Here is an 18,885-nt window from a genome sequence, read left to right as displayed (position 1 = left end):
CATGAAATATTTGCATAAAATTAAAGGTATAGCTTTAAGAGCAGCAAGCTTAAGCGACGCGCTTAGCATCTGGCAATGGCGTAATCTAGATGATGCTTATAAATTCTACGGTAATGCAGAGTATGTACCTTATGAGAAGCATATCGGATGGTTTAGAAAAGCACTTAACGACGAAGATCGCTACCTTTTAATAGCTGAGCTTGAAGGTGATCCTATCGCCCACATACGTTTCGATTTAGAAGATACATCTGCTACTGTCAGTATTTGCATGGCTGGCAATGCAAAAGGTAAAAAGCTATCGCGTCCAAGTCTAGAAGTATCATGTGATTATATCATGTCCAAAGGGTACACTGAAATTCTTGCGAGCATTCATGAAATGAACTTGGCTTCAATTAGACTTTTCCGTTCATTAGATTTTGAACTCGAAACATCCAGCCCTCCATTCCTGAATTATTGCTTACGCAAGCATCGAGAGGCATAGATTAATCACCTACTTTATCCTTCACACATCATAACCATATTTTCTGAGTATCCGATGCCAGCGTTTTCGGATGGAGCGTTTTAGGCGGGAGGTGATGGTGTTGGCGCGTTTGGGCTGGTAGGGGTCGTCCACATGAGCACCGCCGCCAATGTGATGGCAGGCACCAGGGTCCAGAAATGCAACCATCCAGCCATCCTTTTTCATGATCATGGAAATGCGTTCTTCTGTGCCATATTGCTCATAAGGGCCATAGGTGTCCCACAACTCCTTGCGCACCAGACCTGGGTTGAAGGAAAAGCTCAGCCATTCCGGGTGAATGTCCACTGGCATCACTGCGTATTTGACACCGTCCACTTCCTTGCGGATGCAGTTGTCCTGAAACCTTTGCTGCAAATCGGAGAGTTTGCGCACACAAACAACGCTGACTTTGGGTTCAGCTGCCATTACCGCCTTACACGCTGCAATGGTGCTGCCAGCTTCAAACAGCCAGTCATCCTCACCATGGAAGATAAAAGGTGTGCTCACATGCGCGTACATCTTGTCGATGGACTTCATCTGTCCGAGCTGTGGCTGGTTCAGCAGAACTTCGGTATCCGGATAGTTCTCAGCAACCCAGCTTTGAATTTCTGCGGTGTTGGCATCATCAATAATGATGGATTTTGCAAACTCTGACTGATGGTCCGGCAGGAAGCTGTCCAGCGTGCGCGAGAGAAGATCAAGCCGGCCACAACTGGTGATGCAGGACGTGACATCCTTCTCGGCGCCTGCCGCGTTATTTGCTTGTTTCAAGTCCTGTTTCCTTTTTTTGCCGCACTCATACCATATGCAGCAGGCTTGATTAAATCCACGTGACCCCTTAATTACAGCTCAAGCGTAACTGGTAAATATGGCCCCGCAAATGTCACAGCAATTGCCACCGATTTCTATCCTAATCCGCAGCTTCAATGAAGCTGATCGTATTGGAAGAACACTGGAAAGTGTCAAAGAGCTTGGGCAGGAAATCATTGTGATTGATTCCGGCTCCACCGATGACACCGTAGCCATTGCAAAATCTCATGGAGCCAAGGTGGTTTACAACCCATGGAAAGGGTTTGGCCCGCAGCGCAGCTTTGGAGAAACCCAGTGCGCCTTTGACTGGGTGTTTTACATTGACGCCGATGAGGTCGTGACCCCGGAACTCAGACAAGAACTGACACAGATGTTTGCTGCTGGCGAACCGGATTGCGCTTGCTATCTTGTGCGCAACACCATGGTGTTGCCGGGAGATCAGAAACCGCGGCTTTTTGCCGATTTCCGCAAGGTACCCCGGCTTTACAATCTCAAGCATGCCCGCATCAAGCTGGACCCGTCCTATGACCGCATGCAGCTGGATGATGGTTACAAGATGGGCATCCTGCGCAATCGCCAGTACCATTACTCGTTCCGCACCTGGGCCCATGCGCTGAGCAAGCTGAACTACACCTCTGAGCTGGCGGCTGAGACCCAGAAGCAGAAGCCGGCCTGGTTGCTGCGCCTGCGGCTGGTGACCGAGCTGCCGGTGGAGATGTTCAAGTACCTGTTCGTGCGCCGCTTCATCTTTGCCGGATGGAAGGGCTTTGCCTTCGCCGCAACCCAATCCTTCTCCCGCTTCTCCCGCATCCTAAAAATGCTCGAAAAGCAGAAAACGCACTGATATTATTGGGAAAATCACTCCGCAACCAAAGCTACGCTTAAATGTGCGTTGCTTTGCGTTTTTTGGGGTGTTTTTGCGTTGCTAGGTAAAGTCCAGCTGTCAGGGCTACAATTTTTCAGCAGTGGTGCGAGTGAGGCCGGAGCCTCACTTGGTGTGGCTACTTTTCTACTCCTGGCATTGAGAGCCAGCCGTCCCGGATGACGGCGGGGGCGGTTCCGAGTTGTGGGCTGGTGTCCGGGGTGAGCAAATGGGAAGTCACCTCCCAGCCTGTGCCTTTGACCTCCACCCACTGCCACTGTCCCTGTGTACCGCCGGGCAGTGGTAGGCTGATTGCATCTGCAGGTGTCAGGATAGGGCCAACCCGGAAGTTGGCAGACATGTTCTGCAGGGCAGGAGCGATCATTTGCGGGGTGAGCTGAGCCCAGTTTGCAGGAAGCAATGTGGATGTCACGGGGATCTGGCCGCGTGGATCAACCAGCAGGACCAGATCAACATATGCGGGCGCCTGTGTGCTGCTCACTGTGATGGGAATATCCGCACCGGAGTTGATGTAGGTTCCCGTCGTCTCAGGTGTTGATCGGGTCAGTGTTTGCTTCACCGACTCTGCGGAGGCATTTGTCAGTTCCTGCTGATAGTTCTTTGCTGTGATCAGCTGGCTGAAGTCGCCGTTGACATAGCTGCCCAGAACACCGGAGGCTGCCAGTTCAAAGTCGCCAATGGAACAGGTTGTCTGATACCCTTGTACGGGAGATGACGGCAAGCTGGTCTCGGTGAGATCAACGGGGTCCAAAATCAGCGGGCCTTGCTGTGTCAGTGCCAATCTGGCGCTGACCACGGCGATAGGGGTTCCGAGCATTTCCTGCAGATTGCCATTCAGCGGCTGACCGCCTTTTGCGCTCATGGCCCAGCTGTTGAGTGCTGCAAGCTGCAACAACCCTTCCAGAGCAGCATCACTTTCTGAGAGCTGGGTTGCCAGCAAGCCGGTCAGCATCTCTTCAAACAGTGGGTTTTGAACTGTTGGAGGCGTTCCCAGAGAGATCGGCTGTCCGGGGGCACTTTCCCAACGCAAACCAGCGCTGTTTTCAGAGTAGATGGACCGCACTGTGCCAGCGGGAGTGCCATCAGCTTCGAACACCATCATGGACTGTTCCAACCGGTTTGGCAGAAGCCAGCCGATGATTGGGGTAGAGGCACTGGCGGAGTTGACAGGGACGGAGACTGAGGTCTCCTCTGAGCCGTTAAAGGTTGCCGCACTCATCAGTGTGAGATCAAGCTTTGCCGGTTGCGCCAGAGCTGGCTCCAATGCGGCAAAGTTCGCGCCGGAATCTGAGTGCAGTGCCGGTGGTATTGTCACTGTCGGATTGGTCGTCTCGCCATCATTAATCACGTTCAGAACCTGACCAAAGGCGTCTGCGATGTAAACGCCGGTAAACTCAAAACGCCCGGCTCTTAATGGTGCATACAGTTCCGTATCTGTTGGAACGGCAGAGGACGCAGAGAGGATTGCCTGCCGAATGACAGCATCATCAGAGGTAAGCATGGACATTTCCTGCTTGCGGCTCAAAAATGCCTCTTCAAAGCCACTCATGGTCTGGATGAGCACATCAAAGCCAGTGCCCGTTGCTTCTGCATCAGTTAGGAATGACTGCTCCTCCGCGGTCAGCTTGCTGAACTGCGGTGAGGGCTTGATGAAGTTTTGTAGTCTGGCCGAAAAGACACTAAAAGCGGTGCCATTCAGGATTGTCTGGCCGCTCAGCTCAAACGGGCCGCTGCCTGTAGACCCCAGAGACTGAGAGGTGTCCGGGTACCAGTTTGCTTTCCAATCCAGAACCAAGGGGATCCATGGTGCTGAGTAAGACAGGCTCACACCAACCACAGAAGGGGCGACACCCGTAAAGTACTGGGGGGCAATGGAAACCGGATCGTGATCTTCATCGCTGCCGCTGGTTGGATAAATAGACTGCAGTGCGGTGATGATCGCATTGCCGAATGTTTCCAGCTCGCTGGCCGTAAGCTCTTGTCCAGCTTCACTTGCAATTAAGCTTGCAATGTATTGAGCATTGCCTGGATTGAGCAGGATCGCTTCTGCCAGAAGCCATTGATACTCAACGGGAAGAAGCGAGGAACTGGCAATCCCGAGGTCACTAAACAAGGTTGATGCTGACACACTTCCAGAGATGGGATTACTGCTATAATCCGATGTCCAGGAGAATGTGAACTTGCTCAGAGTTTCTCCGGTTACCCGCACCTCCAGCATGGTTTTCTGGGTTGCTGAAGCTGCGGTGGTTAAGGTCTGGCCTGCGATCCCTTTGCCTGCAACAATCACTGCCGGATCATTGGGAGACATGAACTGCGAAAGCGGACTTTGCAAAACCTGAAATGTGGAACCAACGCTGGTTTCCAACTGACCTTTGAGATCATTTACGGACTTGGTTGCGTTTGTAAGTTTGATGTTTTGATCATCCACTTCAGACTTAAAGGCAGCCAAAGCAGTTGTGTAAGGGGTTGCGTCAAACCCATTGCTGTCGGCTGTTTTTGCTTGCTCTTCAAGGTAGGCAACCGCAAAAATCCGCCAGTTCAGGTCGGCAATGTACTCAGAGATCTGGTCGACCTCTGCCTGTGACTGGTTGAGCTGAATCAGAAGCGAGACCTGATCATCAGTAAGATTTACGGAAATGGCGGAGCTGCTTGCAGGCAATGTGCCGGCAGCTGCATTGTTTGCATTGGCTGGGCGAACAACCCACTGGCTTCCTCCGGGTTTGGGAGAGAAGGTGGTGGCCTGAGCCGTGGTATCAAAGTTGACGGTGCTGCTGTACGTATCGGCTGGAAAATTGCCGAATACGGACGTCAGGAGGTCATTCTTCTGAGTGTTTGTAACTGCTGTTGAGGCCGTTGTTTCGCTTGCCGTGTTTGCTGCAAGCAATGCTGCCAAAGCCTGGCTGGAGCTTTGCCCGACAGACAAAGCCAGATCCGTGACCCCGGAAGACCCTGGAGTGTAGTCATGGTCTTTGCCCTGCCACGGCAGATTTAGGTAGACGCTGTTGCACAGCATCTGGCTGGGGTAGATCCATTCCGTGGTTGCTGAGGAAGGGTATTCTGCAGCAAGCCACTTTTCCCAGTCCTGTTTAGCCTCTGTCTCGCCGCCTGAAAGTGTCCAGGCAAACTCGGTCATGATCTGCTGCCAAAGTGCTTCTGCATCCTCTGCAGTGGACTTTTGGGAAACACCGGCGAACGGGTCCTGCGTGACTGGCTGGTACCAACCAATCACCATGTAGCCTACGGTTACGCTTTCAGCATCATAGTTTGTCAGTGGATCATGGAAGGAGAGTACGTTTTGTGTGCCGCTGTAAGCTGCTGCCCACCGGATGGAACCGGGGGCACTGGCGGTAATGTCAGCGGTATTGGAAAGCGGGTCGGCATTCCATTCAGCCAGGGGCATCGCGCGGCCCAGACCTTTGGCCACGAGCTGAGGGGCATCTTTTGAGTTGGCAGCTGTGTTGAGCAGCCATTGTGCGTCCGTTTGTGGTGTGACCTCACTCAGATAGTCACTTTCGATGATCCAGGAGGTCAACTCAGGCTTTGCTGCCGAAGATGTCGAGAGAATGCGCGTGACCAGCCAACGGTTAGGCAAGTCCGGATAGCTCATCATCCCTTCTTCGTTTTGCGTGCCATGGCGTAGTGCTTTAGGCACGGTGAAGTGCAGGTGCGCACCTGTTTCCAAAGCGTAATTTGGAGAAACTTCAGTTGTGATGGCAGATTTGCCGCTCAGCAGGTCGTCATAGTTCAAGCCCAGCTTGGCCCAGTTTACCTTTTGGTTGGGCGTGCCGACCAGCAAACAATCCATCTGCATCGGAACAATCATGCGTGGTCCGCTTACCACGGGAGAGACTGCGGTTTCATTGTACGTCATGCTGCTTCTCCATTGGTGTTATTCTGGGAAGTTGAGGACCAGCTGAAGGTGAAACTGCCAGCAGGCTTGATCAGCTGAATAGCAAACTGACCGGATGTCAGGTCTGAAGTGTCTTGCAATATGCTGTCGTTTGCTGCGATGACTGCAGCCAACTGCCGGGCGGTTGCGTCCACACTCACCACGCCTGTGCTGCCTGTGCGCATGGACACAGCAACGTCGTCAGCATTGGTGCTTTCACCGGGAATCTGACTTCCGGCATTGGAGCCGGAAATGTAGCGGGCGGGGATCACATATCCGTCGTTGTGAGAGAAAATCCCGAACTGCAAATGTTGTTCTGGTTGAGTGAAGCTGACACTCTTCGGGACACCATAAAACATGCCAAAGGCAACTGAGCTGGAAAGGTTCTGCTTTTGCAGGCAGACAAGAGGATTATTGTCGGCAGCTTTTGCTGAAACGGTCATCTTTGGAAAGTCAGTGACGAGTTTGGAGCGAAGCAGGTATCCTGTGATGGGCTCAACCCAACCTTCTCCATTGTTCGCCTGTGTCATGGCCTGCGTAACAGTGGTGTGCGCGCTGCCCTGATGATGGGCGAGGGAGCTGTCTTCCAAAATCCCAACGCTCAACGCACCCATGAGGAAGTAGTAGATCCAGTTCTGGTCCACGATGAAGAAACGCAATTGCTCAGCTTCCAGTAAGCTCGCATTCGGAACCAGATGGGAAAATGGCAGGCCGGTAAGCTGCGCCTGACGGGCAAGCCAGTTTTGAATGCTGACCGGAGGAGGAGGAGGAGGTGTGCTCTCAGAAGAGGTTGCTCCACCAGAACTGAGATAATCCCGTGCCTCACTATATGCGTTGTTGGTGAGGTCCAGCGCTTGACTGACTGCATCTGAACGCCAGCCAGCAATCTGCGTCAGGTAAGAGGGCGATGACAGCGCCAGCAGGCGGCCAACCTCAAAGGCTGCGGCGTAAGAAACGTCAAAGATGCCGTTTGACTGATTGTACCGCAGCAGCTGATCACTATGCAAAACAGCAGGCAGGATGCCGGAGGTTTGCGGCGGTGCAATCAAATCTTCTTTTGTGGCAACGGGGGCAAAAGGTCCGCGATACCATGCTGTCATGGTTTCGCCAGAACGCATGTTCCAGGTGAGAGGGACAAAGCCCTGCTCCAGAATTGTCCCAGCTTGCCCCTCAAGAGCACTGTCAATCTTGAGCATGCCGGTACTGCCGTTTTCAGAGATCTCCTGAAAGTCCGAGCAAAAATCACCGGTGTCTGTGACTGTGCCCATTTGCCAGGAATACAGCACAGCAACCCGTACAGCGGTTTTGGCCTGCGCAATGCTCTGGCTACCACCTGGCAAGTAATCACCAAGACCTTCAAGGCTGATCAGGAAGACAGAGTTGTTCTTGCCGGTTTGAGGGAGCCGGTTTGCGACGATGACAGAGTAGGTTTCTGTACCAGCTTCTCCAGTTGCGGTGCCATCATCAGTGCTTGTTCTGCGCACATGAGCAAGAAGCTTCATATCCGCTGCAGAGGGCATGTTGGCCGTAAACACATCTCTCGGAATGTCGAGCATCTGGATCTTCTCTTCCTGCTCCTGGGTGGTCGGGGCAGGAGAGATAACAGGCGCCAGAATGTCCGCTGAGGATGGGGTGATGAGTGTGGCGACAGTGCCTGAGGTAACAGGCTGACCAGATCCGCCGAGTTCGTCCTCGGTCAACACCACAAGCGCCAGCCACGGTGCATGTTCCGCTGGTTCTGTATTTGGCACGGTGAGTTCACTCTCCCACGGCAGAGTAGGAGAGCTGAGCGTGATGTAGGGCAGTGTTTCCTGCCAGGCGCCGGGAGATCGGGATGGAGGAAAGACCTCCACCACCTGATCTGTGCTCATGGAGAGCTTGGGGCCTGTGACAGAAAAATCCAGCGACGTGGAGTAGGCTCTACACTGATCGTCGTTTGACGAGCTGACAGCACAGGTTCCATCCTGCTTCACGGCTTGATCAACTGTCAGAGTGTAGTTGCCCGATGGAAGGGCTGGTACATCCTTGTCGTAGATCTCAACTTGTCCAGCAGTCAGGCCAGACAAGGTGTTGGAGTCTTGTTCTTGCATGGGAAAATTCCTTCTCTTCGTCTGGTTCTAGTCAGCGCTGCGCGCCAGCGTGATCTGGCCTGCTGCTTTGCTCATCGCCTTACCTGTGACAGGAGCGGCGAATGAACCGAGGGTCTGCCTGGACCAGGTGGCTTTGAGCTCTGACGGAGACTGGGTGCTGGCAAACACGCCCTTGATGGTCGGGCTTGCTGTTGTACGTAGACGCACCGGCTGATCAGTTGTGCCTTCAAAGAAGAAGACTTTCGCATCACCCAGATCGAGCGTTTGTGAAGGTGTGGCCGGTTTCCAGCCGCCAACCTGAGTGCCGTGTTTGATTAGGATGTCTTGCTCAGACACCTCACCAGCTCCAACCGTGATCGCGATGGACCGTGCGCCGCTCGGGAAGCACGTCTCAAGGGTGCCTTCGATGCTTGTGCCATTCACGTGTTCCAGCACGTCTGCGTCGATGACATTTTTCATAAGAACGGTACCGGGCTTGAACCGAGTGGTTTGCTCAAAGGCTCCGCGGGTGAAGACCGTGCAACCTTCGCCGATCAAGCGACCATCTCCGGCCAGCATCAGCTTCTGATCGATCATCCAGCCATCAAGGTGGAAGGGAACGTTGTCCCGCCCAGCTTCACAGAACACCGCCACGCGGTACGTTTTGGTAGGCAGGGTCACAGTCTGATCGCAGGTGTCCGTTTCAAGCAGAACACGGCCAGCCCGATCCAGTGCGACAACTCTGAGCGACACGCCATTGAACTTGCTGAGATCGAGGCGCAGTGGTGTTGTGCTCTTTGAAGCCTGGAAGAGATAGGCACGACCTGGCTCTGCGGAGACCTCAGGCTTCCTGTAGTGGAACGGTGACAGACTGCGCCATGTCCAGCGGGTGCGTTTTCTGGACGGCAGGCCTTCATGAGCCTCCGTAACTCCGCGCAGTTCCCGCAGGCTGCCATAGGCGATCAGATCCACACTGCTTTCTTCAGCCATCTCCATGACCTCCGATGTGCCAGAGGTATCGGGGGAAGGCTGGGCAATTGCCGGAGGCGTGCTGGAGGCCACCGGCGGTGTGTCCACGTAAGTGCCGATGGTGGCTAGCTGTGGAGGCGCAATCATGATCTGATCGGCATACTCCTTCATGATGCTCAGATCTGGATTGTCGATGGCCGTCAGGTTCACACTATTCAGTGCAGCGCTGATTGCGGATCTGGTTTGCTCAACACTGGTCGATGCGATGGTCGACTGGATGACATCAAACGCATTGTCCTGTGCTTCCGGCTGATCGCCGTTGACCTGCGGAATATCCGCAAATGGCAGCGGCGCATCTGAGCTTTGTGCGCAGGTAGGTTTGTAAGCCGAACTCATGGTGATCGGGCCGATGCCGCCGGTTGGTTGAGTCTCAGTGGTACCGATGGTCAGTCCAACAATGGCGTCTTTGATGACTGCATCAGAGTCGCCATCAGACCAGAGGGCAGACGGCACACCATTGGTGATCGTCTCCACAGTGAAACCTGTTGCTTCTTCTGTTCCCTCTGCCGATGTGATGGAGACAGTCAGCTCCGTATCCACGCTGTCCTTCCAACCCACGGGCTTCACTCCGATAGAAGCAGTACCAGCGAAGGTCTTGGAGGTGTTCGCGAACGTGGCGGAGGTTGCCGGAATGGCCGAGGTGACCTTGAACTCAGCAGTCTTGGCCTGCACCGTGTTGGCCGCAGCACCTGACACCTGACCGGCCTGAACAGCGGCACTCAGTGGAACGATCTCGTCATTTTTCTGAGCATTCTTGGGCAGGAATTTTTGCGCAAATGCATCCCACGACAAGGCTGCCTGACTGTTCGAACCGCCATCTCCAAATGGAATGGAGAAGGAGATGATCACCCAGTCCACATAGACCGAACCACCGGTTTGTGGGCCATAAAGGTTCAACCCCGCTCCCAGAGAGGCTGAGAAGGTTGAGGAGCCGATCCAGTAGTCGATGGTGTAGGAGACACCAACATCCACGTGCACATCAATGTTGTAGTAGAACGGCGCCCAGCTGATCAGGAAGTCCGCGCCTGCATCAAACCAGGCGTGGAGCTCACCGGAATGGAACTGAGCACTCAGATCAGCACCGGCCATGATGGCACTTGGAGTGAGGGCAAAGTACGTGCCTCCGGTGATGGAGGTGTCATCATTGATGCGCCAGTCAAAGCCAACCCGTGGTACAGCTGGATAGTAATCCGGCGGTGTGAAGGCAGGTGAGTATCCGCCCAGAGTGATGACAAAATCACCGGCATTCTCATTGTCGCCAAACCACGCTCTGACCGCAAAACCGCCTGTCAAATGACAGTCATGAGAGAGCAGGAACGAGCTTGGAGAGAGCTGACCTGTGAGTGCAAACTCACCGTCAGAAGGATCAAAGCTCATGGTGACGCCCAGCTCGATATAGGCCAGAGCCTTATCGAAGGAGGCGTTTGGCGGCATGGTTGCCTTTGCCAGACCAATCGCATCAAATGAGAAGCTGGCGCCAAAGTTAGCAATGAGCATGGCGAAGGTATCCACCAGCTCAAAGCTGGAGACATTCATGCCAGCTGCGCCCCAGTAGTTGCCAATCTGAGGAGGAATGACCTCATCAAACTTGGCCAGTACCTGACCGGGAGAACTTCCCTCTGCGATGAATGTGGGGTCAGAGACCGCCTGTATGAGAGGGAAGCTGTCAACTGCACTCACATCCGGCAATGTCAGGCCACGGTTGACTGAGAAGCCACCGGCAAAGCCTTGAATGGAGAAGGCTGGCGGGCCACCAAGCGCGCCGCCGGTGCGCACATCACCAAACACAAACAGAGACGTGGCTTGTGTCTCTCCATCTGTTGGATTTGCTGGCATGAGGGCATAAGAGCCAACTGCCGTAAGACCCAGAAGACTGGTGGACGCGTTGATCTCGCCGTCATAGCTGATGATGTTGCCACTGGTTTGCTTCAGCAGATCACCGGAAAGGGAAACCGTGCCACCTTTGAAGGCCAGCGCAAGACCGGAAAGATCCAGACCATACCCATCGAAGTTGGTTGGGTTCGTGATCGGAATAGTTACATCCAGCCCAATCACTTCCAGTGTAATGGCTGTGGTCTCAATGCCGCCATCAAACAGCATGCCGAGGCTATGGGTATCTGCTTCCCATTCTGCTCCGATACCATCCACTTGCAATGGACCGAAACTGCGCTGAACGGGCAGATAGATCTCCGAAACGGGCTTGCCATCCTGTTCCAACGCAGCACCAAAGGTGCCGTCAGAGATCCATCCTAAGGTTGCATCAAACGCCGGGTTCACTGCAGGCTTTGCACCTTGCGCGCTGGATGATGATGAACCGAGCAGGTTGTGGGCCACCGGGTTTGAGCCGGAGCCAGTAACTGAACCTGGGCTGAGCGCGAAGGCAATGTCGACCAGATCTCCACCAGCTCCATAGCTATGCACTGGATCGGACTGCCCAAACTGTAAGGACAGGAGGCCCTGTGCTGTGACACCGCCGAGGGAAAAGCGTGACAGATCAATGAGCGGCTTGCCGTTCTTGCCATTCAAAGACACACCAATATAGGCAGCTGAGAACTGAATAGAGCCAAAGTCTGGACCACTATCAGGAACGCTAAGTGTCAGGGCAAGACCCGCTGGATAATCGCCAGTGTTGGACTTACCAGCCTGTTTGATCCAGTCACCGGCCTCTGAGTTGCCCAGCTGCAGCGCAACACCGCTGTCTTTGATTGAGATACTGGGTATCACGAGTGAGAGGGTGTACTCGGGTGTGGATTCAGAACCGTCATTGGAGGCGGAGCTGACCTGCAATTTGCCGTTGTCTGGCAAGGAAACCAGAGTAAGAGGGCTGCCTGCCGTCAGGGTGCCAAGGATCGTGTTGATCAAGGAGCTGATGATGTTGTTGACGGTTTTGCCTGCTAACTCCTCCGGAGAGGCTGGCATATAAAGACCATCCGTTTCTGTAATCAAACCGATGTCTTTCAAGACAATGCCAGGCGCAGGGATTTTGCCATCCAGAAGTGGCTGGTTGAGCCAAGTCTTTGTAACGCTTGCATTGAGCAGGCCAAGCGCTGCGTAGCGTGGCAGAACATGGAGCGCGAGATCTTCCAGCCACGCATCCAGACCGCCACCTGCTGTCCCATCCGTTCCGGGGAAAGGCACCGGTAGCAGTTTGGCGTCGTAGACCGCGTAGGCATCACCTGCACCAATTGGATTGAAGATGAGAGAGAAGCTTTTGCTGTTGGACCAGTCCAGCTCAATACGCGGGCCTGTGTTGCCAAACAGGTCAGCTTCAACACTCAGCCCCATATCGAACTCAATGTCACCGCCAGTAGCGATTGGGTAGCCGATGCCGGTTTTTGACAGAGTGACCTGAATGCCAGAGCCTGCATCAAAGCTTGCTTCTGCCCAAAGGCCAACCAGATCTCCATCGCTGCCAAAGGAGATTTGGGATTTGTCTCCATCACCCAGTTTGTAGATGACCAGACCGTCTTTGGAAGAAACCCCATCCAACTCGCTGGAGAGGAAGGTGGCGATGGCCTGGGCCGTTGCGGACGCGTTGATGGAGGACACCCGCTGTTTGATCCAATCAACTGCGATGTCTTCCAGTGACTGGCCCTCATCAGCCTCGGTTGCCGAGTTGATCAGTTCATCGACCAACTCAGAAATCTGAAGAGCTTCTGCGGCATTTTCCAGTTTGGTGATGAAATCAGAAGCGCCGCTTGACTTCAGCTTATCCAACAGCTGGGTCGTTGCTTCTGTAATGAGGCTTTGCGCGGCTTGTGCTGCGACCTCTTCAGCAAACTCCATCCAGCCGGTGAAGGGGATCAAGCTCAGGGTTGGGCCATCCATCTGACCCACTGACAGGTTGAAGGTATTGTCGTACCCTGCGGTCAGCTCGAACTTAGGTGTTGTGCTTGAGATGGAACCGGACAGTGCCACCTGAGCTGTTGGAACCGGCACCAGATCAGGGGTGAGTGCCAGACCAAATGAAAGCTCAGAGATTGCAAAATCGTCAGATAATTGCAGTTTCTCAGTCAGGCGTGGAGCTACGGAAAATTGATTGGTGTCCACATCAGCGGTAAACACCAGCTCAAGGTTATAGGGCAGGCCAGCAACCGTAATGCTGTTATCAGCAGATCTCAGATAAATGCCGGAACCGGGCGTGCCCTCAGCTGGCAGCTGTGAGAACAAGCGGCTCAGTCCTTCAATACTGAAGGCGCCATCGAGGCCCATTTCTGTCTTTTCCAGCAACCAGTCACCGGGATTATCAATGAACTGCAGAGGCAGGGTGATTTCAGTGCTGCCACCCTCTCCAGTTCGAGTAAGGCTAAGAGCATTGGCAACGCCCATCGCAACCGGATGATCGCCCAGAACGGTACTTAAAGCGTCGGCTACCACACGGCCCAGCAACATTGCCGGTACGGTTTTTTCCAGGTCCTGCAACAGGGTGTCTGCATCAAACGGGTAGAGCGCGACTTCGACTGGGTGCAATGATCCGTCAGATGAGCCAAGAGTGATGGCTGCCGAAAGATCTGCGCTCTTAAAGTTGGTGCCGGTAAGCGCAAGGGTAAGGCCACTTCCAATCTGCGGTGCGGTCAGGTCCAGCGCGGCTGTTAAGCTCTCACTGGTCAGATTGAAGTCAACGGAGGCATCCAGCTGGAGTGACGAACCAAATGAGATCGGGTTGGAAAGTTCCAGCTTAAAGTCGTTTGCATTCAGGACAGTCAGGTTCACAGGGCCAAAACTTGCCGTGGCTTTGGACTGACCAAAGGCCGCTGCAAGGGCAGCCCGCTTTTCCTCGCTCTCCATCAGTGCAGAGAGTTGGGTTGGCAGGAAACCTGCCGGATCAGAGATCAAAGCCAAAATGGAGTTTGGAACCGGAAGGTAGCCATCCTCCTTGGAGGTGATCAGATCCAGTGCAGCCATAACGGCGAGCAGTTCCTCAGGAATGGTCGGCCAGTCCAATCCGGAAACGGACTTGATGAGATTGATCAGGTCATCTCGTTGTTCAACCTGTGCAAGCAGATAATCTCCTGCTTCCTTGAAGAACTCTGTTGGAGCTGCAGTGAGCTGCAGCCATGCCTGAGCGTTCAGAGCGAACTTGCCATCTACCAAAACTGCAAGACCCGCTGTTTCCAGCAGCGATCCCAGTTTGGAGAGGGTTTCATTGTCGCTGTAGGCTTCAACAAGTGCCGCAACGCCTTTGTTCAGCATAGACAGCAACACTTCGCTGTGCGCTGCAGAAAGGCCCGTTGCCGGATTGTCAAAGTCAATTCTGATCGGGTCACTTCCGTCAGCCGGTGTAACTGACAGAATAGGGGCCATGGCCGGTCCGGCTGATGTGAGCACCAGAGTGAGACCGATTTGCGCGGAGCTCAGAAGACCCTGAATGAGATCTCCATTGGCGCCAGTCAGATCAGCAAGGAGCGTGACAGACGGGGTATGAGTATCAGTTGAGGTTGAGCTGGAGTAAAGCTCTGCTGAGGCCTCAACGGAGACAACAACATCTCCAAGCGTATCTGGTGAAAAGGAGCGCTGTAGACCGATGATGACACCATCTCCGGCCTCCTCTTTGTCCCAGACCGCGAGGTTAATCCCGGTCGAGGTCGGTAATGGCACCAGATAGGGATCACCATTGCTAGCAGCGGAGATTTGAGGTGCGGTCGTATCATCTCCCAAAGCCCAGCCAAGCAGGGAGAGGGCGGCCTGAGCCTGCGTTTCGTTGGACAGCAGGTCGTTAATCTGGCGATTTACGGCGTCCAGCGGGTTGGTAAGGATATCAGCGCCAACGCGCGGCATATCTGCAGGCCACGTGATCCCGGCGGGCATGTTTTGTGCGGTTGCATTGCCAAGCAGGCCGAGCCAGCCATCGAGCAGCAAGCCTGCTCGTGTTCCGGTTCGCAGCAGTGCAAGACCTGTGATCCCGGCCAGCAAAGGTGCAAAGGTGGTCGCACCAGCACCAGATAGCTTATCCTCCCAAGATTCACCTTGCTTAAACGTCAGGTTACTGCCAGTGGCGATGACGGTGTCACCGTCTTTCAACTGGGATTGCGCCACATTGATCTGCCAGCCAAATCCATTTGTTGCGGACCAGCCGACCTGCGCATCTGCACCCGTGATGTCGAGGGTAATTCCAGAGACGGCAGAGGTGGTGACGCCATCTGGCAGTGAGACTTTGAAGTCCAGCGCACTAAAGGCGCTTGCACCGGACAGCACTTGATCTGCGCTGGAGGTCTCAAGTGTCAGGAGGTCTGCACCGAGGGAGATATCCAGCGGTGTGTATGCTCCCAGGTTGAAATCTGCGCCAACCTGAAGTCCAACAACCAGATTGGTGTTGTCCATGTAAGCACGAAGATAGGCTTTGACCTGCGACCCCATCAGCGGGAAGAGCCATGGATCCTGTGCAGTTCCTGCAGCTGAGGAGGTTGAGACAGATTGCGAGCCGTTGGTCATCAGCGTTGCAATCATCTGCGCGATCCACTGTGCAGGTGTTGCCCCAGAAATCGGCTGGTCGGCGCTCAGGACTGCGTAATACCACTTCTGAAGCGCACCCAATGGGTCGGTGATGTTCTTAGCAAACTCATCCGGACTGAGAGGAGGGGCGAGATCCTGCGTCCAGTCGCTGGTCGTAGGGGCTGCAAGTCCGATCAGGACAGAAAGAGCAAAGCCCGGAGTGCCTGTTGTGTTGCCGAGCAGATCCTGCAGTTTCTCGCTCACCGCAGAGGCCAGATCACTTGCAACGACACTTGCAACCTTTTCCGGTTGCAATAGGTTGAGAGATGCGTGTGAAGAGCCTGCAATTTCCACGGAAACGAGTTCAAACTTCGGCAACAGATTTACGCTGTCGCCCGAAGGCGTGAGTTCGATCCCGAGCTCGACTGACCCAACAGAAAAGGCCTTGCCATCATATGTGGTGCTGACAAGGTCTGTGCCTTCGGTTTTGTTCTCAAGCGTGAGCTGTGCAACAAACGGGGCAGGAGCAACCGAAAGCGCGCCACTGTTGAAACCGAGATCAACAAAGGTGAGGGAGGCAGAGGGAACCAGTTGGGCCTCTGATGTTCCGAGTGTCACCGCATCAGCATCAAACGCAAGACCGGGCAGGAGATGCGTAGAACCATCGCTGTTCGTGCTTGCCTGAAGTGTCAGATAAAGCGTCCCAACACTACCGATGGTTTTCAGAGCAAACTGATAGGGAGCTGTTTGCGTTCCATCGCCGGAAGCTTGGGCAACCGTGCCGGTAATCAAGCCGGTTAATGCAGTGCCCCAGGCATTGAGGGCCGTGGTATCACTGGCAATTTGCTGCAGCCAGTCAACAAAGGGCTTGGTCAGATCCTCGCTGTTCTCAAGAAGAGACAGCCAGTCGATGGCTGGGACTTCACCAATATCTGCAACCTGACCACCAAAACCGATGGCAGGGAAGAGCAGGGAGATCTCAGGTGAATCTGCGGGCATGATCTGTGCGAGTGCTGCTATGAGCAATCCACGCACAGCGCCCATGATCTCATCGTTGGAAACAGCCTGAAAATCGGAGAGATCTACATCGCTAGCTTTTGCTTCTCCAGGGATCTTCAGCTGCAGGATTTCTAGGCTGATGCTGACGGGAGAGCCAGTTGTTTTAGCAGGCGCCATCGTCACGCTCATGCGCAGTCCGTCCAGGGAGAAGCCTGCAACCTCAACGACGGGTCCTGACGAACTGGCGATCTCAACACCCAGCAGGATGCTCTCACCAGCGTTGGTCAGAGCGACTTGGGGGGTGTTGTTGACGATAACAATCGGGAGAATGCCCCAAATCCTAGCCTGAAGATCACCGGAGAGGGTTTGAACAGTCTGGAAGCCCAAACCGTAGGTGAGCCCCCCATCCGGAGCAGGTCTGGAGATCAGATAAGGACCGGAGCCATTGGCTGTCGCTTCTGTGTCGGTTTCCTGAAGCAAAGGGTACCAGGTGCCGAGGCTATCGGTGGAGGCTGCGGGAATGTTGAGTGTTGCGCCGCTGCGTGAACCGATCAGTTCTTTGATGAGTGCCGGAAGGTTGCTGTCAGGACTTTTCAGGCCATCTGCCAGATATGAGATCGGATCAGAAAACCAATCCTCCACCAGCGTGTACTCTGAAGAGCCGTCTTCAGATGGGGTGAGTAGGCCGGTTAATAGGGCCAGTTCCAGTGTGGCAGCGTCTAGGTCTTTTCCGTTTATTGTTATGCTCACGGCGCCTGTTCCTCACATCTTGAGTTGCATTCAAGTCTGTGAGGGAGACGGGTAGCGAAGACCTGCGTGAAGGAGGCTGCGTATCAAGAAAGAACGCGGTTAATGAAGGCTTTAACTGCCACCTCTCAACACCTTCCGCATATCAACCTTCTCGAAATTCGTCTTGAGTATCGCGTTATAGCGGAGTTCGCGGTGGTATTCGTAGTAGCCGAGGTGCTGGTAGAGGGTGAGGGCTCTTGTGTTTTGGGCGGTGACGGTGATGAGTGCGTGGGAGTTGGTGATTTGGGCTTCTAGTGAACGCAGGAGGACGGTGCCGAGGCCCTGGCCTTCGAAGGTGGGAGCGATCCAGAGGTCCGTGATGCGGTTGTCAGCGTGTTCTCTGGCGCCAAAGCCTGCGAGTTGATTGCCGATCTGCGCGACCAGCACATGTGCATGGCATGCTTTCAGGAAAGGCAGGAAGGGATTGCTGACCTCAAACTCCTTCGCGATGTGAGCGGGCACAAGCGGTTTGATGCCTTTGCGCCAGGCTGCCAGCCCAACTGCAGAAAGGGGCTTTACGTCTTCAGCAGTTGCTGGCTTGATGGTCAAAGTGGGTGAAGTGGCTTGAGAGAAGACCATGGCAATCAGGAAAGGTCTATTGGCGCTCGTCTAGTTGGCGCGGTTGAAGCTTTGGAAGCCTTTGCAGGCTTTGGGGCTTTGGGCGTTGGGTTGGCTGAGTTCGCCGCAGGTCTTCCTCGTCACCGATGAAACGCAGGCAATCGCCTGTCTCTTCTGCGCGTTGGAGGTGGCCTCACTGGCAAAGTCGGCTTTGATCACGGCGCACGCCTGATTGACGCTGTTGTTAATGGCCGTTGCTGTGGGATGCTGTTTTGAGGATGCATCAATGCCCATCTGCTCAAAAGCGCAAGCCTTCAGCTTCTCGCACATGTTGGCGATTGCTGCGTTGAGGTCAGAGGTCATTCCCGCAGTTGCGACGCTGTATGAGGCAAGCAGAAGTGAAGCAGCAAGGCATAGGTTTTTCATCGCAGACTCAAGTTTGTATTGGTCACATGAGCATTTTGAGTTGCTGACATGACCAACACAATCACCAAGATCTGCTGGCTTTACCCTCAGGGTTTCGCCATGATCCGAAAGTTACTGCCGTCATCTTTACGCACCTTCCCTCCGCCCCAAAGAAGGTGCAGTGACTTCACCGGAGGATGGAAACCTTGCCGCGCAGGATGTCGAAGAACATCACGAAATCGCCGAGAAGGCTGTAGAACGGGAACTTGAATGTGGCTGGTTTGTTCTTTTCAAAAAAGAAATGCCCAATCCATGCAAAGCCATAGCCAACCACGGGCACGGCGAGCAGCCACGTCCAGAGGCTGAAGGTGATGATGTAGGCGACCAGCCCAAGCACAAGAGCCGTTCCGGTGAAGTGCAAACGGCGGCTGACCACGTTCTGGTGCTCTGCCAGATAAAACGGATAGAACTCTTTGAAACTGCCAAACTGCTGGTTATGGCTGTTGTTGGCTTCACTCATTGC

9 protein-coding genes are annotated in these 18,885 nt (G+C 54.2%); 2 read left to right on the top strand and 7 right to left on the bottom strand.

Features of this window, described 5'->3' with window-relative positions; genetic code table 11:
• The first annotated feature begins 1 nt into the window (after position 1).
• On the top strand, positions 2–481 hold the full coding sequence (locus tag PJE062_RS17395) for a GNAT family N-acetyltransferase (RefSeq protein WP_037037512.1): 480 nt from the start codon (positions 2–4) through the stop codon (positions 479–481).
• Positions 482–502: 21 nt separating this feature from the next.
• On the opposite strand, the gene PJE062_RS17390 is transcribed toward PJE062_RS17395, so the two are convergent.
• Complete coding sequence (locus PJE062_RS17390) at positions 503–1,270, bottom strand: hypothetical protein (RefSeq protein ID WP_008551032.1); 768 nt, start codon at positions 1,268–1,270, stop codon at positions 503–505.
• A 109-nt stretch (positions 1,271–1,379) separates the two neighbouring features.
• Between PJE062_RS17390 and PJE062_RS17385 the strand changes: the two genes are divergently transcribed.
• Complete coding sequence (locus PJE062_RS17385; protein WP_008550919.1) at positions 1,380–2,153, top strand: glycosyltransferase family 2 protein; 774 nt, start codon at positions 1,380–1,382, stop codon at positions 2,151–2,153.
• A gap of 157 nt (positions 2,154–2,310) precedes the next feature.
• Here the strand turns inward: PJE062_RS17385 and PJE062_RS17380 are convergent, their stop codons facing one another.
• The 6 genes from PJE062_RS17380 to PJE062_RS17355 all read right to left on the bottom strand — a co-directional run bounded on the left by PJE062_RS17380 (position 2,311) and on the right by PJE062_RS17355 (position 18,882).
• A complete protein-coding gene (locus PJE062_RS17380; RefSeq protein WP_037037508.1) occupies positions 2,311–6,063 on the bottom strand; it encodes a hypothetical protein in 3,753 nt (1,250 codons plus the stop codon).
• On the bottom strand, positions 6,060–8,171 hold the full coding sequence (locus PJE062_RS17375) for a hypothetical protein (RefSeq protein WP_008551077.1): 2,112 nt from the start codon (positions 8,169–8,171) through the stop codon (positions 6,060–6,062). Before PJE062_RS17375 ends, PJE062_RS17380 begins: the two co-directional genes overlap by 4 nt.
• 27 nt (positions 8,172–8,198) lie before the next feature.
• The gene (locus tag PJE062_RS17370) at positions 8,199–17,360 is read right to left on the bottom strand and encodes a DUF6603 domain-containing protein (protein ID WP_008551040.1); all 9,162 of its coding nucleotides are present in this window, start codon (positions 17,358–17,360) and stop codon (positions 8,199–8,201) included.
• A 111-nt stretch (positions 17,361–17,471) separates the two neighbouring features.
• Positions 17,472–17,978 carry a GNAT family N-acetyltransferase gene (locus PJE062_RS17365; RefSeq protein ID WP_008551183.1) on the bottom strand — a complete coding sequence of 169 codons (507 nt, stop codon included), beginning with the start codon at positions 17,976–17,978 and terminating at the stop codon, positions 17,472–17,474.
• Positions 17,979–18,008: 30 nt separating this feature from the next.
• Positions 18,009–18,383: a hypothetical protein gene (locus PJE062_RS17360; protein WP_008550855.1), complete on the bottom strand. Its 375-nt coding sequence runs from the start codon at positions 18,381–18,383 to the stop codon at positions 18,009–18,011.
• A 166-nt stretch (positions 18,384–18,549) separates the two neighbouring features.
• Complete coding sequence (locus PJE062_RS17355) at positions 18,550–18,882, bottom strand: DUF962 domain-containing protein (RefSeq protein ID WP_008551142.1); 333 nt, start codon at positions 18,880–18,882, stop codon at positions 18,550–18,552.
• Positions 18,883–18,885 lie beyond the last annotated feature (3 nt).

The organism is Pseudovibrio sp. JE062, assembly GCF_000156235.1.
GTDB lineage: Bacteria > Pseudomonadota > Alphaproteobacteria > Rhizobiales > Stappiaceae > Pseudovibrio.
The sequence above is the reverse complement of the archived record's forward strand: the minus strand, read 5'-3'. Positions and strand labels throughout refer to the sequence as shown.